27 protein-coding genes are annotated in these 20,930 nt (G+C 43.3%); 1 reads left to right on the top strand and 26 read right to left on the bottom strand.

Annotation, left to right across the window (positions count from 1 at the left end; genetic code table 11):
* Positions 1-115: 115 nt before the first annotated feature.
* The 22 genes from argR to cobU form a co-directional block, all read right to left on the bottom strand.
* Positions 116-571 (bottom strand): arginine repressor, encoded by a 456-nt coding sequence (argR, locus tag EO124_RS01940; protein ID WP_021841836.1) that lies wholly within the window; start codon positions 569-571, stop codon positions 116-118.
* A 3-nt stretch (positions 572-574) separates the two neighbouring features.
* Positions 575-1,201 (bottom strand): tRNA 5-(aminomethyl)-2-thiouridylate-methyltransferase MnmM, encoded by a 627-nt coding sequence (mnmM, locus tag EO124_RS01935; protein WP_127058111.1) that lies wholly within the window; start codon positions 1,199-1,201, stop codon positions 575-577.
* The gene (locus EO124_RS01930; protein WP_127058110.1) at positions 1,198-2,079 is read right to left on the bottom strand and encodes an NAD(+)/NADH kinase; all 882 of its coding nucleotides are present in this window, start codon (positions 2,077-2,079) and stop codon (positions 1,198-1,200) included. The genes mnmM and EO124_RS01930 overlap by 4 nt, the downstream gene beginning before the upstream one ends.
* An 8-nt stretch (positions 2,080-2,087) precedes the next feature.
* Positions 2,088-2,891, bottom strand: coding sequence for a TlyA family RNA methyltransferase (locus EO124_RS01925; RefSeq protein WP_127058109.1), 804 nt, complete (start codon positions 2,889-2,891; stop codon positions 2,088-2,090).
* Positions 2,892-2,926: 35 nt separating this feature from the next.
* Positions 2,927-3,394 (bottom strand): divergent PAP2 family protein, encoded by a 468-nt coding sequence (locus tag EO124_RS01920; RefSeq protein WP_127058108.1) that lies wholly within the window; start codon positions 3,392-3,394, stop codon positions 2,927-2,929.
* 1 nt (position 3,395) lies between these two features.
* The gene (locus EO124_RS01915; RefSeq protein ID WP_127058107.1) at positions 3,396-4,274 is read right to left on the bottom strand and encodes a polyprenyl synthetase family protein; all 879 of its coding nucleotides are present in this window, start codon (positions 4,272-4,274) and stop codon (positions 3,396-3,398) included.
* 127 nt (positions 4,275-4,401) lie between these two features.
* The gene (gene xseB, locus EO124_RS01910; RefSeq protein WP_127058106.1) at positions 4,402-4,629 is read right to left on the bottom strand and encodes an exodeoxyribonuclease VII small subunit; all 228 of its coding nucleotides are present in this window, start codon (positions 4,627-4,629) and stop codon (positions 4,402-4,404) included.
* A complete protein-coding gene (gene xseA, locus EO124_RS01905; protein ID WP_127058105.1) occupies positions 4,622-5,827 on the bottom strand; it encodes an exodeoxyribonuclease VII large subunit in 1,206 nt (401 codons plus the stop codon). The genes xseB and xseA overlap by 8 nt, the downstream gene beginning before the upstream one ends.
* Before the next feature lie 60 nt (positions 5,828-5,887).
* Positions 5,888-6,913, bottom strand: coding sequence for a tRNA (adenosine(37)-N6)-threonylcarbamoyltransferase complex transferase subunit TsaD (locus tag EO124_RS01900; protein WP_241230646.1), 1,026 nt, complete (start codon positions 6,911-6,913; stop codon positions 5,888-5,890).
* 12 nt (positions 6,914-6,925) lie between these two features.
* Positions 6,926-7,435, bottom strand: a complete 510-nt coding sequence (nusB, locus tag EO124_RS01895; protein ID WP_127058103.1) for a transcription antitermination factor NusB — start codon at positions 7,433-7,435, stop codon at positions 6,926-6,928.
* A complete protein-coding gene (locus EO124_RS01890; protein WP_021841846.1) occupies positions 7,419-7,817 on the bottom strand; it encodes an Asp23/Gls24 family envelope stress response protein in 399 nt (132 codons plus the stop codon). Before EO124_RS01890 ends, nusB begins: the two co-directional genes overlap by 17 nt.
* A 21-nt stretch (positions 7,818-7,838) precedes the next feature.
* Positions 7,839-8,213 (bottom strand): Asp23/Gls24 family envelope stress response protein, encoded by a 375-nt coding sequence (locus tag EO124_RS01885; RefSeq protein ID WP_021841847.1) that lies wholly within the window; start codon positions 8,211-8,213, stop codon positions 7,839-7,841.
* Between the two features lie 86 nt (positions 8,214-8,299).
* Complete coding sequence (gene efp, locus EO124_RS01880) at positions 8,300-8,857, bottom strand: elongation factor P (protein ID WP_006556749.1); 558 nt, start codon at positions 8,855-8,857, stop codon at positions 8,300-8,302.
* A gap of 14 nt (positions 8,858-8,871) precedes the next feature.
* Complete coding sequence (locus tag EO124_RS01875; protein WP_127058102.1) at positions 8,872-9,942, bottom strand: M24 family metallopeptidase; 1,071 nt, start codon at positions 9,940-9,942, stop codon at positions 8,872-8,874.
* A 60-nt stretch (positions 9,943-10,002) separates the two neighbouring features.
* Positions 10,003-10,749 carry a pseudouridine synthase gene (locus tag EO124_RS01870; protein ID WP_127058101.1) on the bottom strand — a complete coding sequence of 249 codons (747 nt, stop codon included), beginning with the start codon at positions 10,747-10,749 and terminating at the stop codon, positions 10,003-10,005.
* Between the two features lie 16 nt (positions 10,750-10,765).
* Entirely contained in the window at positions 10,766-11,398 is a 633-nt protein-coding gene (gene cobC, locus EO124_RS01865) for an alpha-ribazole phosphatase (protein WP_127058100.1), read from the bottom strand.
* Complete coding sequence (locus EO124_RS01860) at positions 11,352-12,560, bottom strand: aminotransferase class I/II-fold pyridoxal phosphate-dependent enzyme (protein ID WP_127058099.1); 1,209 nt, start codon at positions 12,558-12,560, stop codon at positions 11,352-11,354. The genes cobC and EO124_RS01860 overlap by 47 nt, the downstream gene beginning before the upstream one ends.
* A gap of 13 nt (positions 12,561-12,573) precedes the next feature.
* A complete protein-coding gene (locus EO124_RS01855; RefSeq protein WP_127058098.1) occupies positions 12,574-13,482 on the bottom strand; it encodes a GHMP family kinase ATP-binding protein in 909 nt (302 codons plus the stop codon).
* Between the two features lie 130 nt (positions 13,483-13,612).
* Positions 13,613-14,353: an adenosylcobinamide-GDP ribazoletransferase gene (gene cobS / locus EO124_RS01850; protein WP_127058097.1), complete on the bottom strand. Its 741-nt coding sequence runs from the start codon at positions 14,351-14,353 to the stop codon at positions 13,613-13,615.
* Positions 14,350-15,327 carry an adenosylcobinamide-phosphate synthase CbiB gene (gene cbiB / locus EO124_RS01845; RefSeq protein ID WP_127058096.1) on the bottom strand — a complete coding sequence of 326 codons (978 nt, stop codon included), beginning with the start codon at positions 15,325-15,327 and terminating at the stop codon, positions 14,350-14,352. The genes cobS and cbiB overlap by 4 nt, the downstream gene beginning before the upstream one ends.
* Positions 15,327-16,850 (bottom strand): cobyric acid synthase, encoded by a 1,524-nt coding sequence (locus EO124_RS01840; RefSeq protein ID WP_127058095.1) that lies wholly within the window; start codon positions 16,848-16,850, stop codon positions 15,327-15,329. The genes cbiB and EO124_RS01840 overlap by 1 nt, the downstream gene beginning before the upstream one ends.
* Positions 16,850-17,425, bottom strand: coding sequence for a bifunctional adenosylcobinamide kinase/adenosylcobinamide-phosphate guanylyltransferase (gene cobU, locus EO124_RS01835; RefSeq protein ID WP_127058094.1), 576 nt, complete (start codon positions 17,423-17,425; stop codon positions 16,850-16,852). Before cobU ends, EO124_RS01840 begins: the two co-directional genes overlap by 1 nt.
* Before the next feature lie 116 nt (positions 17,426-17,541).
* Here cobU and EO124_RS01830 point away from each other — a divergent pair, with 116 nt between their 5' ends.
* Entirely contained in the window at positions 17,542-17,883 is a 342-nt protein-coding gene (locus tag EO124_RS01830) for a hypothetical protein (RefSeq protein WP_127058093.1), read from the top strand.
* 143 nt (positions 17,884-18,026) lie between these two features.
* Here EO124_RS01830 and EO124_RS01825 read toward each other — a convergent pair whose 3' ends face one another.
* The 4 genes from EO124_RS01825 to thrB all read right to left on the bottom strand — a co-directional run bounded on the left by EO124_RS01825 (position 18,027) and on the right by thrB (position 20,920).
* Positions 18,027-18,533: a cob(I)yrinic acid a,c-diamide adenosyltransferase gene (locus EO124_RS01825; protein WP_021841858.1), complete on the bottom strand. Its 507-nt coding sequence runs from the start codon at positions 18,531-18,533 to the stop codon at positions 18,027-18,029.
* Positions 18,534-18,566: 33 nt separating this feature from the next.
* Entirely contained in the window at positions 18,567-18,977 is a 411-nt protein-coding gene (gene ndk, locus EO124_RS01820) for a nucleoside-diphosphate kinase (RefSeq protein ID WP_127058092.1), read from the bottom strand.
* An 11-nt stretch (positions 18,978-18,988) separates the two neighbouring features.
* Positions 18,989-19,852 (bottom strand): zinc metalloprotease HtpX, encoded by an 864-nt coding sequence (gene htpX / locus EO124_RS01815; protein WP_127058091.1) that lies wholly within the window; start codon positions 19,850-19,852, stop codon positions 18,989-18,991.
* A 153-nt stretch (positions 19,853-20,005) separates the two neighbouring features.
* Entirely contained in the window at positions 20,006-20,920 is a 915-nt protein-coding gene (gene thrB, locus EO124_RS01810; RefSeq protein ID WP_127058090.1) for a homoserine kinase, read from the bottom strand.
* Positions 20,921-20,930 lie beyond the last annotated feature (10 nt).

Here is a 20,930-nt window from a genome sequence, read left to right as displayed (position 1 = left end):
ATAATAAGCATCCGGAGCAAATATAAATAGTAATTATACGAGGCAAACATAAATGATGCCGCTAATAATCACTAAGCCTATACGCATAAGGGCGCATAGGCTTAATAGTTACATATTAATCTTTCATAAGATCGGAAATACGTTTTAAAATCGGCTGTACGTCTTCCACGGAGCGTGCAATTAATAAAATCGTATCATCACCGGCCAAGGTGCCGATTAACTCAGCCCATTTAGCGTGGTCAATGGCAAATGCCACAGATTGAGCGGAACCCGGTAAGGTATGCAATACAATCTGATTCATGGTGAAATCTACACGCGTAATGGATTCCTGGAACAGGCGACTAATGCGATTACCGATAAGGAGTACATTCTCTTCCGGCGATAAAGCATAACGATAATGACCGTCACCGGTAGGAATTTTAATGAGCATTAATTCTTTAATATCGCGGGATACCGTAGCTTGCGTAACTTCAATACCTTCCGCGGCTAAAGCGGCTGCCAATTCTTCCTGCGTTTCAATAGAGCGAGATTGTACGATTTCTTTGATTTTATTATATCTGTAACGTTTCATAGGTCACCGTCCTTTAATAATATATAAAATGGGAGGTTTGTTTGCTTGGTTTACTAATTTCCAAGTGGCTACATCATATGACTTTTGTGGCAAAGTACTTATAAACTCACATACTGCTTTGTCTTCTCGCTCACCTTCCGGTGTACCAGGATAGGTAACGATAGTGATGAGCCCTTTAGGATTTAATAAATTTAAGCCTCCCTTGATGGCTTGTATAGTTGAATCGGGTTTTGTCATCATGGTATGATCACTACCCGGTAAATACCCTAAATTAAAAATAAGTAAGTCAATATTAGTAATAGCGGTATTATATTTAGTATTCGTCGTATGCCCATCGTTCTGGGCTGCTGCCGGATTGCCTGTTGCTAAGATATCTTCATGCGTACCATGTACCAAGTGATACGTTATATCTGTGCGGGCACATTCTGTATGTAGGCGCTTAGTGGAAGCTTCGATGGCCTTTGTCTGTTTATCGATGCCCCACAGGGTGCTGCCGGGAAAACAATGTTGGGCCAGATACAGCAAATCATGGCCATTACCGGCCGTAGCATCTACGATTGTTTTGGCACTTTTAAGTTGCTCATCCCAAAAAATGTGTTGGAACTGTACAACATGATTATAGTTGATCATAAAAGCTCATCTCTTCGTGCCGATAATTTGCGGAATAAGGTAGCAAAGAATTTTACGTCATAGAAGCGCACATAGCGACTGTAAAGCGCACTGGCTTCGATGTGAAGGCTGTCTTCATTACTAAACTGATAATCGAAAGTACCGTCGATACAAATATGGAGTTTCTCTTGACGTTTCGGCATCGTTAAATCGATACGGGCACTTTCTTTTAACACCAAAGATACACTTTGCAGTAGATGCGGTGCAATCGGTGTAACAATAATAGAATGGTTGTCCGGTGCCATAATCGGACCGCCGGCCGATAAGTTATAGCCTGTAGATCCTGTAGAACAAGCTACGATTAAACCGTCGGCAGGATACATCTGCGTATACCCTTCGTTGATCGCTAAATTAATACGCGCCATACGGCCCGGCTTTTCATGAGTAATAACTACTTCATTAATGACCGGCGTTAATTTTTTTACGCCATGAGGTGTGCGGATTTCCGCAGCCAAATGGATACGATTTTCCACGCGAAAATCACCGTTGGCGATTTTCTTGATGCGGTCTTCCATATCAGCTAATTCGATTTGATTTAAGAAGCCCAATTCCCCTAAATTGATACCGCAAATGGGAACATTATATTCATAAATTTGACGGGCTAAGTGAATTAAGGTACCGTCACCGCCGAAACTGAAGGCCATATCAAGATGCTTAAAAAATTCAGGTCTAGGCAATACTTGCTTAGTCGGAACACCTAATAGTTCCGGTAAGTTAAACTCCTCCAAATCGGCCGGTAGCCATACGTCCAAGCCGTTTTTTTCACAAAGGCTCTTCGCCTCTTGCAAAATAGGAATAATATTCTCTTTCCCCATGTTAGGAATAAATCCTACTCGCATATCATCACCTACAGTTCGTGCGCGGCAGCTACCACTGATTCAACCAATTCAGGCGTAATCGCTAAGGCACCGTCCGTCGTCTTTTTAAAATATCCCAAAAATTCTATATTACCTTCAGTCCCCTTGATGGGTGAATAGGTTACGCCATGAAGATGTAAGCCCACTTCTTCGGCTACATTTAAAATGCGTGTCAGCACTTCGCCGTGCGTAGCCGGGTCACGGACAATACCGCCCTTGCCCACTTTTTCACGACCCGCTTCAAATTGCGGTTTAATAAGAGCTACTAAAGAGCCCGTGTCCTTAAGGAGCGTTACGGCTACCGGCAGTACTTTATCCAGTGAAATAAACGCCACATCAATGGAAATGAAATCAACCAGTTCCCCCAGTTGTTCCGGCGTAACGGTTCGTATATTTTGCTTTTCCATGTTGATGACGCGTTTATCTTGCCGTAGTGACCAAGCCAGTTGGTTATAGCCCACATCAATAGCAAAGACCTTGGCGGCCCCATTTTGAAGAGCACAGTCGGTAAAACCACCCGTAGAAGCGCCAATATCAACCATAACCGCATCAGTTAAATCGATGGGATATAATTGTAACGCTTTTTCCAGTTTTAACCCGCCGCGACTAACATAAGGTAACGTATTGCCTTTAACGCTTAAATCCGCATCAATCGGCACCTTGGTACCCGCTTTGTCGACACAGACAGTGCCCATAAAAATTTGGCCGGCCATGATGGCTGTTTTGGCTTTTTCACGACTTTCAAAAAGACCGCGATTCACCAATAAGACGTCTAACCGTTCTTTAGTACTCATAAAACTCCTTAGTTCGTACACTTAAAGCATCTTAGTTATAGAAAGTTATAGTAAATAATGGAGGCAACGGCATAGCCTAAAAAGGCGCCGCCGAATACTTCAAAAGGCGTATGTCCCAAGAGCTCTTTGAGCACATGACCGTCATCCAGATAGACCGGGATATTACGCTTTTTGAAATGTTCCATTAATTGGTTTAAAATTTGTGCCTGTCGCCCTGCTTCACGGCGTACGCCGGATGCGTCATACATGACGATAAGTGAAAAGGTAATACAGATTACCGATAAATCTGAAGTTAAGCCATGAATATAAGCGGTAGCCGTTGATAAAGCGACTACGAGCGACGAATGAGAACTGGGGAACCCTCCAGATCCGATAAGGCGTTCCCATTGGAAGCGTCTATACTGCAGTAATACGATGACAAATTTTAAAGCTTGTGCTGAAAACCAACCCAGAAAGGCACTCAGCGCAATGTAATTATCGAATAATTCATTTAAAAATTGCATATCAATTCGTCCTATGTACAAGGTAGTCTACTAATGCTTCCAAGATGGTTGTATTGTTTGGTACCGAAGCCAAGGCACTTTTAGCGGCTGCTGCGGTTTCATCCGCTTTAGCGCGAGCCCCGGCTTCACCTAATTCGGATACATAGGTGGATTTATCTTGTTTTACATCACTACCGGGCATTTTCCCTAAATCCTCAATGGTGCCCGTTACATCGAGAATATCATCGGTAATTTGGAACAATAAGCCCAGTTGATCGCCATAAGTCATATAGGCTTTATGGACATCTGCTGAAGCGTGGCTGAGAATCAGACCGATTTCGATAGCCGCCAAGAATAAGGCCCCTGTTTTACCGCGATGGAGCACTTGCAGTTCCGATAGTGGAATGTGGCGTCCTTCCGACAATAAATCGAAGGCCTGCCCCCCGACCATACCTTCCGGTCCGGCTGCCTTGGCTAAGGCTAACACGCATTTAAGATGCTGTTCCGGTGTGGCTGCTTTATTTTGACAGATTAGTTGAAAGGCATATGTTAATAAGCCGTCACCTGCCAAAACAGCGAGCCCGTCACCATATACTTTATGGTTTGTCAGATTGCCGCGGCGGTAATCGTCATTGTCCATGGCCGGTAAATCGTCATGAATTAAGGAATAGGTGTGAATTAATTCGATGGCACACACAATTTCCTTATACGGTTCCGGTGAAACACCGAAGGATTCCATAACCGCTTTCGTTAAAATCGGGCGAATCCGTTTACCGCCCATGAGTAAACTGTAGCGCATGGATTCATAAAGTTTCTCATATTCTGTATTGGGCGAGTTTAACACTTCTTTGAGATAATCTTCCACCCATGTTTTGCTCGCCTTTAAATACTCTTTTAACATATATCCTCCTGCCTCTGAACGGCCTGTAAAGTCAGTTTTACTGACTCGTTTGAATATAGTTATTATACATCATTTTATAGATTTTATACATAGATTATTGAGTAAATAAGCAAATATTTTGCATATTTCAGAAAAAATATTTCTGACCTTCACTGCCGATGCGGACTTCTTCAATAATTTGACGTACTTCCCCTTCCACACTTTGCAGCATGTCGGAGCACTCTTTCACGAGTGTAAGGCCTTTTTTATATTGTGTTAATAAGTCGTTAACGGATAATTCATTAGCATCCAAGGTGCGTACAATTTCTTCCAAGGCTGCATATTTTTTTTCGTAATTCTTAAGTGTGTTAGCCATTTGTTATAATCTCCTCTACCTTGGCTGTTAATGAGCCGTCGTTCATAGTAATATTCACGGTATCCCCTACATTTACGGCGGTGACGGAATGAATCGGTGAACCGTCATGTTCTATTTTAGTATACCCTTTCAACAATAAATGCAACGGATTCAATAATTCCAGTTGCTGCCCCATGAGCAACAAATCGTTTTGCTTTTTGCCGACAGCCTGTTGCACGGCACCGCTTAAACGATGTTGTAACTCACTGAGTTTAGAACTTTCTTGGTGGATTAATGTTAAAGCGGGAATGCCTAATTTGCGATTAAAAATAGCCTGCAACTCTTGTTTCTTTGTTTCTATCATTTGTTTCATGTATTGATGCAAGTATGTTTCTTTCGCTTCTAACTGCTCTAAAAGATAACTTACGGGATAGACCGTAAGCTCTGCTGCATGACTGGGCGTAGCACCGCGTACGTCGGCGGCAAAGTCACAAAGGGTATAGTCCGTTTCGTGGCCTACCGCTGATACAATAGGCGTCTTACAGTTATACACAGCTTCTACTACGGCTCTGTCGTTGAAGCACCATAAATCCTCCATGGATCCCCCGCCGCGTCCTACAATTACGAGTTCCACCTCGGTATCCGCATCAGCTCGTTCAATCCCTTTCGCGATAACGGGACCGGCTTTATCACCCTGCACCGGTACGGCAAAGAGTTTAAACTGTACGAACGGATTACGCTGGCGAGCTACATGCAAAATATCATGGAGCACGGCACCTGATTCGGATGTAACGAGGCCAATCGTAGTAGGCATAACCGGCAATGGCTGTTTATGGCTTTCGTCAAAATAGCCGAGGGCTGTCAATTCTTTCTTTAACGCCTCGAAGGCAAGTTGATACGGGCTCTTCTGACCGATTTCCATATCATTACAGATGAGACTTAAACGGCCTGTTTTTTCATAGAAATTAATAGTAGCCCGCATGGTTACAAAGAGGCCGTTTTCCAGTTGACCAACGAAGCCTTTTTTCTGCGCCGTTCCCGCCCAAAGGGCTACATCGACGGAGGCATCATCGTCTTTTAGTGAAAAATAGTAATGACCGGTGCTGTGGCGTTTTAAATTGGCAATCGTACCGGCTACATAACAGTTTTTCAGTACATATTCCCGCTCCAACACTCGTTTTATTAGATTGTTTAATTTGGTAATGGAGAAAACATCCATATAATTCCTCCTGTGAACCTTTTATTCCTTATTATAAAAAGCTTTAATCCTATTTATTTGCTATTTATTTTCAGCATCCAGTAAAGCGGCTCCGTAAGCCACACCGGTGGCATTATCGGAACTGTATTCAGGTGGTGCAAAGAGGACCTTAACCTTGCGGGATTGACCGAAATCAACCAGGGCTTGGCGTAAATAACTGTTGGCCATGACGCCCCCTACGGCAATTAAAGTACCGGCCGGGCGTTGTTCCCAATGAAAAGTTAACATTTTTTGCAGTGAACGAGTCATGCAGTGGAATACGGTTAAAGCCGTCTGCGCTTTATAATCCTCGGTAAGCATATGCCCGTTGTTAGCTCGTTCAATACGGCGCACGGCTTCGCTGCAAGGGCCGCCAAAGCTGATGGCGCCGTTTTTTACCGATACGGGTAGCATTTTAAAATCACCATTTGATTCAGATTCCAAGCGATTCACTGTCTTTTTTAGTGCTTTGGGATCATCGCATAGTGTTTTGGCGATTCGTTCCATATGCGGACCCGCCGGAAACGGTAGGTCTAGAGCAACGCCGATACGATCGACAAATTGGCCGCCATGTAAATCTAAGGCACCGCTCATTAATCGGGCCGTAAAAAAGGTTTCTTCAGCCGGTTCACAATATAATAGTTCCGTTGTGCCGCCCGATACATGGAGCGCATAAAACGGTTCGTCCGGCACACAGTTTAAAACACGTAAAGCGGCCAGAATATGATTTTCCTGATGTGAAAACTCATAGACGGGAACGTCATTTAGATGACCTAAGCTTTTTGCCATGCCTCGGCCCACCAAAAAAGCAGGCATATAGGAATCCTTTTCACGGCGCGGAAACGCACTGACTCCAATGCCCGCTAGTTGGACACCTGACGGCAATTGTTTAATTAAATCGGGTAAGGCACGGGTATGCTGAAACACCATTTGTGATTGTTGCAGCCCACGCTCGCCCGGTTTTACGTCTAATAGTTTTCTGGCTTGGCCAATTAATTCACCCGATTCATTGACCAACGCACAGGATGTAGTATAACAACTTGTATCTAATCCTAAATAAACTTTCATAATATGCCTCGTTTAGGCCTTAAGGTCTGAAGCAGTATCGGACGTTTTAGCTTCCTTAGTTTTAGCATCGCTAGACTCAGTCACCTCGGATATAGGTGCCGCTTTTGAAGACCCTTTTTCTTTGGCAATGGCATCCAATACGGCATTTACAAATTTATAGCCTTTATCGGAACCGAAATCTTTCGCCAATTGTACGGCTTCATTAATAATAATGCGAGGATCGATGGCTTCGGCGGAAACAGTAAGTTCCCAAGCTGCTAAGCGCAATACGTTTCGCTCAACTGCTCCTAATTGTCCTATTTTGCGTTTTGGCGAGTGGGCCTGTAACAGATTATCTAAAATCTCCTGATTAGCCGTTACACCGTTAATAATCGCTTCTGCATAGGCAATATCCATGGCACCGGTACTACCGGATTCTTCTTCCGGCATAATTACGGAATCTTCAGTCTTATGAAATTCCTTGGCATATAAAGATTGGAAAGCATACTGCCGTGCTTGGCGGCGATTACGATTTTGCTTCATTATTTAACTCCTCTGTTACTTGATTAGGATCGATTATATTTTCAAAATGTACATCGATTCGCACCGAATCCAGATCTAAGGATTCTTTTAAATCTTTGTTAATTTGTTGGCGAATTTGGGTAGCCATTGTCATCAAGGGATAGCCGTAAAGGACATTAATATATATATTGATCTCAAGGCCTTCTTTGCGATGTTTTACATTAATGCCGGGCAAGCGTTTTTGACCAAAATTGCGCGCAATGCCGTCAACCATACCGGTGTAAAAATTACTGTTTAGTGAATGATAGCCCGGAATTAAAGTTAATGCATGATGAGCTATCTGCAATAGAACCTCATCGGACACATCTACCTGTAATTGCGGATTATTTGATTTTACGTCCACTTGGTATCGCTCCTTTCCCGATTAAATGTACTTAACGCCTGTATTTTCAAAGGCAATATCCTGAATAAAGATATTAACACCCTCTACATGTGTGCCGGTCAATGTTTCGATGCCGGTTTTTACATGTTCCTGAACGCGCAAAGCCACATCGGGAATACGATAGCCGTAACGAGCAACAAGATATAAGTCGATGGTAATACTGTTATCCGATGTTCGTTGTAAACTAACGCCTTCCCATTGGCTTTTCATGCCGATTAAATTGGCAAAATCATCGCCTGCAGTGGTACTCATAGAAGCGACACCTTTCACTTCCAATGCTTTTAAGGAAGCAATAGTGCCATACACATTATCGCTTATTTTAGTCACTCCTTCAAAGAATGCATTCTTATCACTCATAGTACCCTGCCTTTCTTTAATAGCATAAAAAGCATTTGCCTTGAACAACGTACGTTAAAGACAAATGCTTTTAAAATTAATTGATATTACGCACGTTCAATGTATTGGCCGGTGCGTGTATCGACGCGAAGAACATCGCCCACTTCGATAAACAATGGCACTTTAACAACATAGCCGGTTTCCAATGTAGCCGGTTTGTTACCACCTGTTGCCGTATCGCCACGGATACCAGGGTCAGTTTCTACAACGCGAAGTTCTACAGCTACCGGTAAATCGATACCGATTACGATGCCTTGGAAAAATACGATGCTAACTTCCATGTTTTCAAGCAAGAAGTTTTTAGCTTCGCCCAATTGTTCAAGATTCAATTCTACTTGGTCATACGTTTCATTGTCCATGAACGTATAAGCGCCGTCAGCTTCGTATAAGTATTGCATACGACGGCGATCAACATGTGCTTTAGGCACTTTTTCACCGGCGTTGAAAGTACGTTCAACTACGGAACCGGTCTGTAAATTTTTTAATTTACAACGTACGAATGCAGCACCTTTACCCGGTTTTACGTGTTGGAAGTCTACAACCTGCCACACGTTGCCATCGAGCTCAATTGTTACGCCCGGACGAAAATCATTACTAGAAATCATTTAAATCCCTCCGTTTAACCTTTTACTTCTATTAATTCCTTCGAGGTATGAGTGATTAGCTCATAGCCATCGTCAGTAACTATAACACTGTCTTCAATGCGAAGACCTATTTCCCCGGGAAGATATACGCCCGGTTCCACAGTAACTATCATATTAGGCTCTAATATAGTATCGGAACGCGGCGATGCCACCGGTTCTTCGTGAATGTCGAGCCCTACACTGTGACCGGTGCCGTGATTGAAATAATCGCCATAACCGTCGGCCGCAATACTGTCGCGGCAAGCGGCGTCTACAATTTTACCTGTAGTACCGGCTTTTACAGCGGCGAGCCCCTTTAGCTGCGCATCAAGCACAACTTTATAGAGCTTGCGTTGCAAATCGGATGCGTCCCCCATTACAATGGTGCGGGTCATATCCGAATGATACCCTTGGTATACGGCGCCAAAGTCAAAGGTAACAAAATCACCTGTTTCAATGACTTTATCAGATGCTACGCCGTGTGGCATACTGGAGCGATGTCCGGAGGCCACGATGGTATCGAAAGACGGTTCTTCAGAGCCACGTTTTAACATTTCAATTTCTAAAATGACGCGTGCTTCCCGTTCCGTCATGCCCGGTTTTAATTGCGGTAACAAAGCGGCAAACGCTTCATCGGCAATGCGGGCAGCTTCTTTCATAAGCGTAAGTTCATCCGGCCGTTTAACAGCCCGTAAAGGTGTTAAATCAACAGATTTAAACTTACTGCCTACCAAAATATCAGAAAATGTCATATACGTGTCAACCGGCACATAATTGCCTTCGAACGCACAGACAGATAATGTAATATTATGATTTTTGACAATATCCGCTATAGTTTCCCAATTAGAACCGGTGTATTGGATGACTTCATAGCCTTCACATTGGTTCTCTGCTTGTTCCGTATAACGACTATCAGTTACTATAAATGCTGTATTCGGTGTTACAAAGCCTATGGCTGTAGTCCCTGTAAAACCGGCAAAATATCTCAGATTGGTCTGGCTAAGCAAGAGTATGCCATCATACTGGTGCGCAGTCAAATAATCCTGTAGGCGTAATAAGCCGTTCATGATAAGACTCCCTTGCTATAAATTTTTTCATTTCATGATACCACAAAATGAGCGTTTTGACTATAGTTTTTCGTAGTCTGACGCTTCAAGATAGGTAAAATCACCGGGGTTCGGGATGTCTGATAAATCAAGATGGCCCACAGTGAGGCGCTTTAAATACGTGATTTCACCGCCGGCCGCCCCTATCATGCGTTTAACTTGATGATACTTGCCTTCTTCGATTATGATTTCGGCACTCTTAAGTAAAACGGTATCATCGGCATCCGAATCTTCTGATTTACCGGCCACTGCACCGGGTAAGATGATTTCAGCCGGTTTGCATACCGTACCGTCACCTAAAATGATACCGGTGCGGATGCGTTCTAAGCCCTCTTCGCTAAGGGTACCGCTATATTCAAAATAATATCGTTTGGGCACATGTTTTTTGCCGTTGATAATGCGGTGTGCCCAGGCGCCGTCATTGGAAAGTAATAAAAGGCCTTCCGTATCTTTATCAAGGCGTCCCACCGGGCCTACGCCCATAGTGCGAAATTCGGGCGGCAAAATATCCATAACCGTAGGATGACGAGCATCCTCCATGGCACATACATAACCGGTCGGTTTATTAAACTTTACATAATAAATTTGGCGGCTGTCGATAATTTCACCATTTACCGAAATCGTTTGCTCCGGTATATCGATGGGCATATCTTTCTTCTTAGCCACTACACCATCCACCGTAACAAGACCCTGCTTTATGAGAGCATGCACTTCTTTACGGCTGCCCAATGCTTTATTGGCTAAAAATTTATCTAAACGTAATCTCATAGTATAATCCGAACTATTATAACTGAATCGTTTCCAAATGTTTCGTGTAGTTTAAAAGACTCAAAGTATTATGATCATCTTCTGTAAGGCCGTAAAACTCCACACGGCTGATGGCAGTGTTACCTTGGCTGAAATTCCAGGCAAAATGAAGCGGTAAGCTTAGCATTTGGCAGATTAAAGTACGGTTGGTGCCGCCATGAGCCACAACTAAGATAGTTTTATCTTCTCCGATTGTATTCATTTCGTCCGTTACGGCTTGCCAAGCACGTTCTTGAACATCCTGGAAAGATTCGCCGTTGGAGATTTTAACTTCATCGGGACGACGATACATGGTGTAGATCGACTGTGGCCATTTGGCTTCAATCTGATCATAGGTAAGGCCTTCCCAATCGCCAAAATTAATTTCGCGAAGTCGTTCATCCGTTTTAAACGGGATTTGACGGTCTCCCAGAATTTTTTCCGCCGTGATGCGGGCTCTATCTAAATCACTGGAAATAATGGAGTCAAAATGTACGGATGTTAATTCCTTAGCCACCGCTTCAGCTTGAATAATGCCCGTCTGATTGAGTTGAACATTCGTAAATCCCTGATAAAAACCACTGCTATTCCATTCCGTCTGGCCGTGGCGAACTAAGTAAATTGTGTGCATGGGCGAACTCCTTTACATATGAAATCAATAATTCATTACGGTTTCTATCTTTAACAGCAATCCGAAACCACCCTTGCCCAAGCCCGTCATAGGCTTCGCAACTGCGAATCAGAAGCTGTTTATTTTCTAAAAATTCCATAAAATCGGCAAGACTCGGATGTTGCGGTTGCCAATGTAAAAGCATAAAGTTAACCGTCGGCGGTAAAGCTGTTATAAAATCGAATGCATTAATGGCGCCATAGAGCCACTCTTTTTCACGGGCTACAACGGCTCGTGTTTTTTGACGATACACTTCGTCTTGAAGGGCTTCTATCCCATATTGCTGGGCCAAATGATTAACCGACCAAGTCGGTACATGAACGGCAATACTTTTTAATATATTCGTATCCCCCAATAATAAGCCCAAGCGTAAACCCGGTATTGCATAGAATTTGGTCAGTGAATGCAATATAACAATGGCCGGATATTCTGCTAAATAAGGCCGGAGACTATGAGATTCATTGGTGAACTCAATAAATGATTCATCAATAAGCAGTAAGCTGTTTGAAGCTTGGGCTAACGCAGCCATTTCGAATACTTCCGTCAGCGTTTGCAAACTGCCGTCCGGATTGTTCGGATTACCGAGACAGATTATTGTTCGCACCTGTTCTTCTGCACAGCGTTTGAGATGGGCTTTTAAATCTTCATAAGGAACCGCAAAATGGGTAATCGGCTGATGCGGTGTAGCACTCCCAAATAAATGATGAGATTCATTTGCCGATTCTACTTCACCATCAGCGGCCATAGGAATCATCGAATAGGCTAAGACCGATAGGCCTTGAGCCTGTGCGGCTAAGGCATATTCGGAAAAACCCGGCGCCGGTACCAATACTTCCTCGATACCCGGTAAGGTCATGAGGGCATACAATAATTCGGCCGCTCCGTTCCCTACCAGAATGTTCTCATCAGGTACGTCCATAACCTGACTTACTGTCCGGCGAAGGACTGTGTATTCCGGATCCGGATAGTGAATGATTTCACTTAAGTGAGCCGTCAAAGCGGCTTGCCCTTTGGGGCTCATGCCTAAGGGGTTAATATTAGCGCTAAAATCAGTAATATCCTGTGGTGCTACGTTATGAGCGGCCGCCACTTTATAGATGTTACCACCGTGGGTATTGTTCATGGCTGAGCACCTCCTAACGCTTCATAAAAGTGATACCTTCGTTGGTTGTTTCGACGGTATCTAAATATAATAACTCCGGTAATTCCTGATGAACAGCGGCGCGACAATCAGCCAGCGGTGCCCCGTCGGTTGGGAATAAAAGTCCCATAATTGTGCCGCTATGGGCAATAATCGTGCCTACACTGTTAAAATGACTACCGATTTCATGCAACGCATATAATAACGGTTTATGTAAAATACGCTGATTCGCAAACGCACTTAAGGTAGCGGCCTGACCGATTAAAGACACATTATGGGTAGTAATCCCTTCTTTAAAAAGAGCCAATGATTCTTTGATATACGGTTCTTTTTCGGCAATCAGGTCATGAAGTCCGTGCTGCGCATTGAAACTGACTGTATCAATTTCGCCGCCTTCGTCAAAAATCATAATTTTCATTGGCGGACACTTGCCAAGGGGTTCGGTTATTTTTCCTTTAATATAATCAAACTGAACTACACCGGGATAAAAAGAAGCATCACTGGGCTCGATACTTAAAGAAATCTCTTTTAGCTCTTCAAAGGTAAGCGCACGTCCGTAAGCCAAAGCCGTAGCCATGGCGGCTACGCTAATATCGGCACTGCTGGATGCCATGCCCTTGCCCTGGGCAATATCTGAACGCACATAAACAGGACTACGCCAAGCGCGCTGTACAGCCGGGCTATTTGGCAGTGTGCCTTCAGCTACCAAAGAATTGATAACTTTTTGAGCCGCTAAAGCAGCTTTCGGTTGCAGCGAACAATAATAAGGTCTAAGCGGTTGTTTTACACCGCTTAACGCATAGGAATAGCGATTAATAGGACAGGTAACCAAAAACGGTTGACCATCAATGGACCCTTGCAAAAACTCACCGCATGTCCCTGGTGCTCGTACATAATATGACACCTGTCGTTCCTCCATACTAATATACACAAAATAACACAAATCAATGTAAATACATTGTAAAAGTTTTGTTTGAAACCTTGTTACAATGCAAAGAATTCATTGATACCAGATATATTACTTATAAAAACAACTATAAAGTAATACCAACAGCTACAGCGGCCAATACCAATAATAATTCCGATGATTCAATAACAAAACCGTACGTATCGCCGGTTACGCCACCAAGGTGTTTGGAAATATAGGAATTTAAAACTAAATTGATTAAGATTCCTAAACCGAGGAAGATGGCGTAGAGCCAATGGAAATATACAGCCGGTAATAAGGCAATAAGTGTTGTCCAAAGAAGGGTTTGTTTTGGTGAATATACGGCAAAGGCCTTCCCCATCCCTTCGGGACGAGCATAGTGAAAGAGTCGAATACTTAGCACTAAGGAATAGCGACTGATAATCGGCATAAAGAATAAAAACTGTAAAAGTATGGTTGGATTGACATGGGCGATTAATTGCCATTTCAATAAGGTAAGAAAAACAAAGCCAACGACCCCATTTGAGCCGACGCGACTGTCTTTCATAATTTCCAACTTACGTTCACGATCGCGGCCCGAAAAAAGGCCGTCACAGGTGTCCATGAACCCGTCCGCATGTAAGCCACCGGTAAAAAGAAACTCGAACACAACCAATAATAAAGCTAATAATGTAATCGGTATATATGGTACCAACAGCCAATAAATAAGAGCCATGAAGGCACCGATAACAAGTCCTACCAGCGGAAAGGTTACGACGCTTTTACCAAAGTCGTGAATATCCCATTCCGTCTGATTGACCAATTTTAAACGTGTTAAAAACTGTAAGCCAATAAAAAATGACTTCATAATATCACCAAAATCCTAGTTAATACGGCACTGATAACAACGCCTAGTAAAGAACAAACATACATCATGCCAATCGTTTTTTGAATATGAACACCTCGCATTTTCATGTCCGGGTCCCCCATATAGGCACGAAATGTCATGGTGTCGCCGTATTTATTATAACCACCGAGACGAATATGAAGTGCCCCGGCTACCGGCGCTTCCGCATAGCCCCCATTAGGACTCGGATGCTTCTTGGCATCACGCAAACCGATGCGCCATGCGTTACGCCAATCATGACGTAAAATAAAGGCAGTAAACGTATATAAGAGAAAAGTTATACGAGCAGGCAGCCAATTGAAAACATCGTCAAAACGTGCCGCTATACGGCCAAAATACAAATATTTATCATTCTTATACCCCAACATGGAGTCCATGGTGTTGGCTGTTCGATAAAATAAGGCACCTAAAGGGCCGAAAACAGCAAAGAACAATAAAGGCGAAATAATGCCATCCACCGTATTTTCCGCCACCGTTTCAATAGTAGCACGAGTAATTTCACTTTCATCAAGCTCGGTTGTATCACGACCTACAATCCAGCCTACCTTGCGACGGGCCTCCTGTAGATCGCCTTTGCGCAACAATTGAGCGAGTTCAAGCCCTGCCTCCGCCAGTGAACGCGGACTGATCGTAATGTATACGATAATGACCTGCATGGCATAGCCAACCCAAGGATTGATTGTGCCGGCAATTAAAATCAGCAGAAAACCTATAACAGTAACGGTTAACAATGTTAAAAGTACAGTTAAACCGCCGTATAACAACTTCTTGCCGTTACTGTCACGCTCGCCGTAGAGAAATTTTTCATAGAAAGAAATAACATCACCAATGAGGACCACCGGATGGAATCGGCTTCTTGGGTCACCCACAATACAATCCAGTAAAAAGGCCCACAAAGGAATAAAATAATATGCATTATGTAGAAACCAGTCCATTATGCCTGTTCCTCTAATAATTTGTCGATATAATCCATATCAAGATGTTTTTCCACAATATCAGCTAAGCGATTATAGGCCGCATCTTTATGTTCAAAGTAATGGAACACTTCGTCCAGTGGTTCGAGCCCTTTACGCTTGCGTAAGGCGTTCAAGATTTGACGACGTAAGCTGTCATTATCCAAAATGCCGTGAATGTAGGTCCCCATAACAAGACCTGATTCATTGACGAAACCATCCATAACGTCCACCGGTTTTTCGCTGCGAGACGTTATAGCAAAACAATCAGCCACAGTCCCCACACCGTGGGTGTCCCCCATATGGATTTCATAACCGCGTAAATTTTCACCGCTATAATCGATGCCCAGGAATGGCAATTTAGTAGTGTTAAACGAAACTTGGTGGGTCATCTTCGTGCCCGTCATAGTTGTTTCAGTCGGTAATAAACCAAGGCCGTTAAGTTCCGGAATATCTCCTTCCACACCGTCCGGATCATGGAGTTTTTCACCGAGCATTTGATAGCCGCCGCAAACGCCGAATACAGGTACGCCCTTTTTGGCAAGCGCTTTAATATCTTCGGCATAGCCTCGATCTTCGAGGTATTTTAAATCGGCTAAGGTATTTTTGGAACCCGGTAAAATGACCATATCCGGTTCACCAATGGCGTCACCGGGTTTTACAAAGCGTACTGCTACATCCGGTTCATAAGCCAAGGCATCAAAATCGGTAAAATTGGAAATTTTAGGTGTCTGCATAACCGCAATGGTAATTTCACGGTTAATGGTGGTGTGTTTGCTTTCAAGGGCTACGGAATCTTCTTCGTCAATATCCAGATTGTCGATGGCCGGAATTACCCCTACTACCTTGCGACCCGTACGTTCTTCAATGAAATCAAGAGCCGGTTTTAATAAATTAATGTCACCGCGGAATTTGTTGATAACAATGCCCTTTACCAAATCTCGTTCTTCCGGTTCCAAAAGTTCTAACGTTCCCACAATGGACGCAATAGCACCACCACGGTCAATATCGGCAATAAGCATAACCGGACAATTTGTCATTTTGGCTACGCGCATGTTTACGATATCGTTAGCCTTTAAATTAACTTCCGCAGGGCTGCCGGCCCCTTCGATGACAATCATGTCAAAATTTTTATCTAAAAAGTCCAAACTTTCTTTTACTTTATCGAGAGCTGTTAAGGAATAATGGGTGTGGTATTCTTTGGCACTGTATACACCAACCGGTTTCCCCATGAGAACTACTTGGGAGGACTGGTTGCCTGTAGGTTTTAACAATACCGGATTCATCTGTACTATCGGATCGATGCCAGCGGCTTCCGCCTGTGCCACCTGAGCACGGCCGATTTCATCGCCCCAGCGCGTTACATAGGAGTTTAACGCCATATTCTGGGCTTTGAACGGTACTGTTTTTAAGCCGCGACGATAAAAAATACGGCAAAGCGCCGTCGTTAAAATACTTTTACCTACATTTGAGCTGGTTCCTTGGAACATGAGTTTTTTTGCCATTATATATGAACCTCCTTAGCCTTTAGCTCTGTGGTAATGCCACTGATTGTTAAATATACTTCATCGGCCGCTTGGGCCACAGTTTGATTTAATAAGCCTGCAATATCACGGAAGAATCGAGCCATTCTGTTTTCGGGAACAATTCCGAGACCCAATTCATTCGTTACAAAAACTACTGTTTTATCAGCTTTATGTGTTTTATCTATGAGTTCTTTAAACTCAGCTACTAATGAATCTGCCAACTCATTGCACTCAGCTTGATTTTGAGGCTCTTTTTTTAGCATAGCATTAGTGGCATACATAGTCAAACAATCAATAAGAATAACGTCGCAGCTGTCTAAAATCTTTGACCATGAAGCGGTTATGTCATAAGGAATCTCAAAATTATGCCATATATTACCGCGCCGTGCTTTATGTTTTTTGACGCGATCTTCCATTTCATCGTCAAAAATCTGACCCGTTGCAACGTAGCCTTTTTGGCCGGGCAAGGATAAAACGAGTCGCTCCGCAAATTCACTTTTACCGCTGCGTGCCCCGCCGGTGCACAATATAATTCGACTCTCTACTATCGACATGAGAAATATCCTCTCCCTTACATTTACATTTAAAGGATTTTGTATATCATAAACCCTTGAAATTATTTCTAGAATAAGTATACAATAAATCAAAGACTGATAAGGAGTGTATACCTATGGAAATGAAAAACTTGTTTGTAAAATTAATGGCCACTTTATGGGAAAATACGTATCGTGCCGTGGTTACCGATCAAAATGATCAGTACGTAGCAACGGCTCGTGTTATCGTTAATATCCCCTTAAGCCGTGAAGTACTGCCGGATAATGCCCCCGAAGTGGACCCCCAGTTATTGGTGCTTGTTGAAGACGGCAATCTCGATCCTAATAATCTCATCGAATTCGAAACTATTTTAGCGGCAAAAATTCGTGAAAAATTTAATTATGAAATCATGACGGTCTTCTTCTACTATCCAAGTCCTGAAGATGTACTCAATAAAGGCACTATCGACCAGCAATAGTCAGTTATTATTAAATCGCTTAGTTTAAAACTATCTATATAACAAAAGAAAAAGCTATGTTACGCGAATAATTCGGTAACATAGCTTTTTTATATTGGTGACCGTATTCACGTGTCAAATCTTATGAAGTTACTGCCACTAACTTATAGTTCAAATTCGGCACGTGCTAACATATAGCAGCAATCGGACAAACGATTTAAATAGCGAATATCCACATCGTGAACGGTTTCCCCGGACTCGGCAAGACGCCATAAAGCGCGTTCGGCACGGCGAGTTACCGTACGGCATTGATGCAATAAGGCGGAACTTTTTTTATCGCCCGGTACGATAAATTTAGTGAGCGGTTCCATTTTAGCGTCATAGCTGTCGATAATCTTTTCTAAATTTTCAATATGAGCATCCGTGATATTCGGTTCCTGGCCGAGACTGGCCACATCCGCCATAAGCTGCCACAATTCCTTTTCGATATCATAGATAACCTGTTGAATATCTTCATGTTCAGAAAAAGCGCGTGCAACACCTAATACTGATTGAAGTTCGTCAACCGTACCATATGCTTCTACGCGAAGGGATGCTTTGGAAAGACGCTCACCCGTATAAAGAGATGTAGAACCTTTATCACCAGTCTTAGTATATACTTTACCACTCATACTAATCACCTCATTTGTAAAAAGAAAGATATATTACGCTTTGAATTCAGGGAACCAAAGGGCAACTTCACGTTTTGCCGTTGCTACCGCATCCGAGGCGTGAACAACATTTTCATTAATAGCCAAACCGTAATCGCCGCGAATAGTGCCGGCATTAGCTTTTAACGGATCCGTAGCGCCATTTAACTGGCGAACGGCTGCTACTGCATTATCACCGCTAAGTACCATAGCCAAAACCGGGCCGGACGTAATAAAATCAATCAATTCTTGGAAGAACGGTTTATCTTTATGTTCGTCGTAATGGGCAGCGGCTAACTCACGCGGTACTTGCATTAATTTTAAAGCGCTGATTGTCAAACCTTTGCGCTCATAACGAGCCAAGATTTCACCGCAAATTTTCTTTTTCACTCCGTCCGGTTTTACGAGTACTAACGTGTGTTCCATAAGACTGCCTCCTAACGCATACGACTTGCTAATTCTTTTAATTTTTCAATACGAGATGCTGTACTTGGATGTGTGCTGAAAAGTGAGCTTGCTAAATCTTTCACACTTCCCAAGGGGTTAATGATGAACATGTGAGCTGTTGGTCCAAGCTGAGCTTCGCCGCCCGGCAACATGCCATGTTTAGAGTAATAATCGATTTTAGCTAAGGCCGAAGCTAAAGCTAATGGTTTGCCGCTCATTTCGGCGCCCCCTTCATCGGCGAGGTATTCACGGGAACGTGAAATAGCCATCTGAATTAAAGCGGCCGCAATCGGTGCCAAAATAATGGTAGCCAACATTGCGATTGGATTGCCTCTTTCACGGTCATCACTGCTACCGAAGATAGCAAACATTTGCATCATATTGGCGATCATGGTAATTACACCGGCCAGACTGGCAGCCACTGTACTGATTAAAGTGTCGCGATGTTTAACGTGAGTTAATTCGTGACCCAGTACGCCTTCGATTTCATCATCCGTCAAGAGATTCATAATCCCTGTCGTAACCGCTACCGCTGCATGCTCAGGATTACGACCTGTGGCAAATGCATTCGGTACATCGGAGTTGATGATATACACCTTTGGCATCGGCAAATTACCGCGTTTGGCCAAACCGGCTACCATATTGTATAATTCCGGATTGTCCGTGCCCGAAACTTGCTGTGCATTGTACATTTTAAGTACAATCTTATCACTATTCCAATAGCTGAAGAAATTCATAGCCATGGAGATAAGGAACATTGTCATGAGACCGGCCCGTCCGGCGACCAACTGTCCGATCACCATCAATAACCCCGTCATCAATGCCAGTAAAACAGCAGTCTTAACATTATTCATATTTGTTTTGCCTCTTTCTTAAGATAAATGTGTAGCTTGCTACTCAGTAAGCTACGTCCTGATGAATAGACTTGTTTCCTGATTTTAGTAACATTCTATTCACAGTATAATTATATAGTAATTGCTTTCATTTGGCAATTTTATAAACATTTATCATACGTATCGAGCCCCTACCGTATCGGCTTTCAGCACATAAGTACGGCATGGAATATTATTGTTATTAAACACATCGCCCATACGCGTGGCTACAGTTTGTGCTGTTGAGCGCGGGCAATAGGCAATCAAGGTAGAACCGGAGCCGCTGATAGTGGCTCCATAGGCACCTGCTTTACGAGCAACCTCAAACACTTCTTCACAATGAGGAATGAGCGCTTTGCGGTATGGCACATGAAGATAATCCTCCAAAGCGATGCGCAAGTAATCCAATTTATGTTGCAATAAGGCCGTAACAAATAAAGTGGCATGACTTACATTAGCCACCGCTTCTTTATGCGCAATAGTCGTTGGCAAAACGCTCCGTGCATATTCCGTTGAAACAGACACTTCCGGTACCACTACGGCGAAAAGTAACTCTTCCGGTAAGGCCACGGTTGTATATAAAAGTTCTTTCGGATCATTGACGGCACACACAAGATTACCTAATAAGGCCGGCGCCACATTATCCGGATGTCCTTCAATGTCATTGGCCAAGACTAAAAGTTCATGCGTCGTAAGTGGTTTTGCCAATAAGCGATTCGCCAAGAGTAAACCCGCTACGATGGCCGTGGAACTACTACCGAGCCCACGGGACGGCGGAATTACCGTTTCACTGTGAACGTTACCATATATAGGCTCGAAGCTTGCTTTTTGAAAAACAGCTTGCATGGCCTGTCCCACTAAATTATAAGTTTGATCTTCTTTGGCCAACGTATCGGCATCAAAGCCGGAAAAGCTATATGTGTTGGCGGTAGCCGTTTTATCGGGCGTGAAGGTAAATGTATTATAAAGCTCCAAGGCAAGCCCGAGAGAGTCAAATCCGGGACCGCAATTGGCACTGGTAGCCGGTACTTTAACTGTAATTGTATCCATCTGCATTGCC

Origin of the sequence: Veillonella ratti, assembly GCF_003992115.1 — a bacterium.
Taxonomy (GTDB): Bacteria; Bacillota; Negativicutes; order Veillonellales; family Veillonellaceae; genus Veillonella_A; species Veillonella_A ratti.
The sequence above is the reverse complement of the archived record's forward strand: the minus strand, read 5'-3'. Positions and strand labels throughout refer to the sequence as shown.

Excerpts from the sequence above, each read along its gene's own strand:
- EO124_RS01885 (WP_021841847.1), bottom strand. The coding sequence starts at position 8,213 with ATGAGTGATAAGAATGCATTCTTTGAAGGAGTGACTAAAATAAGCGAT.
- mnmM (WP_127058111.1), bottom strand. The coding sequence starts at position 1,201 with ATGATCAACTATAATCATGTTGTACAGTTCCAACACATTTTTTGGGAT.
- htpX (WP_127058091.1), bottom strand. The coding sequence starts at position 19,852 with ATGAATAATGTTAAGACTGCTGTTTTACTGGCATTGATGACGGGGTTA.
- EO124_RS01900 (WP_241230646.1), bottom strand. The coding sequence starts at position 6,913 with ATGAAAGTTTATTTAGGATTAGATACAAGTTGTTATACTACATCCTGT.
- EO124_RS01915 (WP_127058107.1), bottom strand. The coding sequence starts at position 4,274 with ATGTTAAAAGAGTATTTAAAGGCGAGCAAAACATGGGTGGAAGATTAT.
- EO124_RS01830 (WP_127058093.1), top strand. The coding sequence starts at position 17,542 with ATGGAAATGAAAAACTTGTTTGTAAAATTAATGGCCACTTTATGGGAA.
- xseA (WP_127058105.1), bottom strand. The coding sequence starts at position 5,827 with ATGGATGTTTTCTCCATTACCAAATTAAACAATCTAATAAAACGAGTG.
- EO124_RS01870 (WP_127058101.1), bottom strand. The coding sequence starts at position 10,749 with ATGAGATTACGTTTAGATAAATTTTTAGCCAATAAAGCATTGGGCAGC.
- EO124_RS01930 (WP_127058110.1), bottom strand. The coding sequence starts at position 2,079 with ATGCGAGTAGGATTTATTCCTAACATGGGGAAAGAGAATATTATTCCT.
- EO124_RS01825 (WP_021841858.1), bottom strand. The coding sequence starts at position 18,533 with ATGAGTGGTAAAGTATATACTAAGACTGGTGATAAAGGTTCTACATCT.
- xseB (WP_127058106.1), bottom strand. The coding sequence starts at position 4,629 with ATGGCTAACACACTTAAGAATTACGAAAAAAAATATGCAGCCTTGGAA.
- EO124_RS01840 (WP_127058095.1), bottom strand. The coding sequence starts at position 16,850 with ATGGCAAAAAAACTCATGTTCCAAGGAACCAGCTCAAATGTAGGTAAA.
- cobS (WP_127058097.1), bottom strand. The coding sequence starts at position 14,353 with ATGAAGTCATTTTTTATTGGCTTACAGTTTTTAACACGTTTAAAATTG.
- EO124_RS01875 (WP_127058102.1), bottom strand. The coding sequence starts at position 9,942 with ATGAACGGCTTATTACGCCTACAGGATTATTTGACTGCGCACCAGTAT.
- EO124_RS01920 (WP_127058108.1), bottom strand. The coding sequence starts at position 3,394 with ATGCAATTTTTAAATGAATTATTCGATAATTACATTGCGCTGAGTGCC.
- EO124_RS01860 (WP_127058099.1), bottom strand. The coding sequence starts at position 12,560 with ATGAACAATACCCACGGTGGTAACATCTATAAAGTGGCGGCCGCTCAT.
- argR (WP_021841836.1), bottom strand. The coding sequence starts at position 571 with ATGAAACGTTACAGATATAATAAAATCAAAGAAATCGTACAATCTCGC.
- efp (WP_006556749.1), bottom strand. The coding sequence starts at position 8,857 with ATGATTTCTAGTAATGATTTTCGTCCGGGCGTAACAATTGAGCTCGAT.
- thrB (WP_127058090.1), bottom strand. The coding sequence starts at position 20,920 with ATGGATACAATTACAGTTAAAGTACCGGCTACCAGTGCCAATTGCGGT.
- cobC (WP_127058100.1), bottom strand. The coding sequence starts at position 11,398 with ATGCACACAATTTACTTAGTTCGCCACGGCCAGACGGAATGGAATAGC.
- cobU (WP_127058094.1), bottom strand. The coding sequence starts at position 17,425 with ATGTCGATAGTAGAGAGTCGAATTATATTGTGCACCGGCGGGGCACGC.
- ndk (WP_127058092.1), bottom strand. The coding sequence starts at position 18,977 with ATGGAACACACGTTAGTACTCGTAAAACCGGACGGAGTGAAAAAGAAA.
- nusB (WP_127058103.1), bottom strand. The coding sequence starts at position 7,435 with ATGAAGCAAAATCGTAATCGCCGCCAAGCACGGCAGTATGCTTTCCAA.
- cbiB (WP_127058096.1), bottom strand. The coding sequence starts at position 15,327 with ATGGACTGGTTTCTACATAATGCATATTATTTTATTCCTTTGTGGGCC.
- EO124_RS01925 (WP_127058109.1), bottom strand. The coding sequence starts at position 2,891 with ATGAGTACTAAAGAACGGTTAGACGTCTTATTGGTGAATCGCGGTCTT.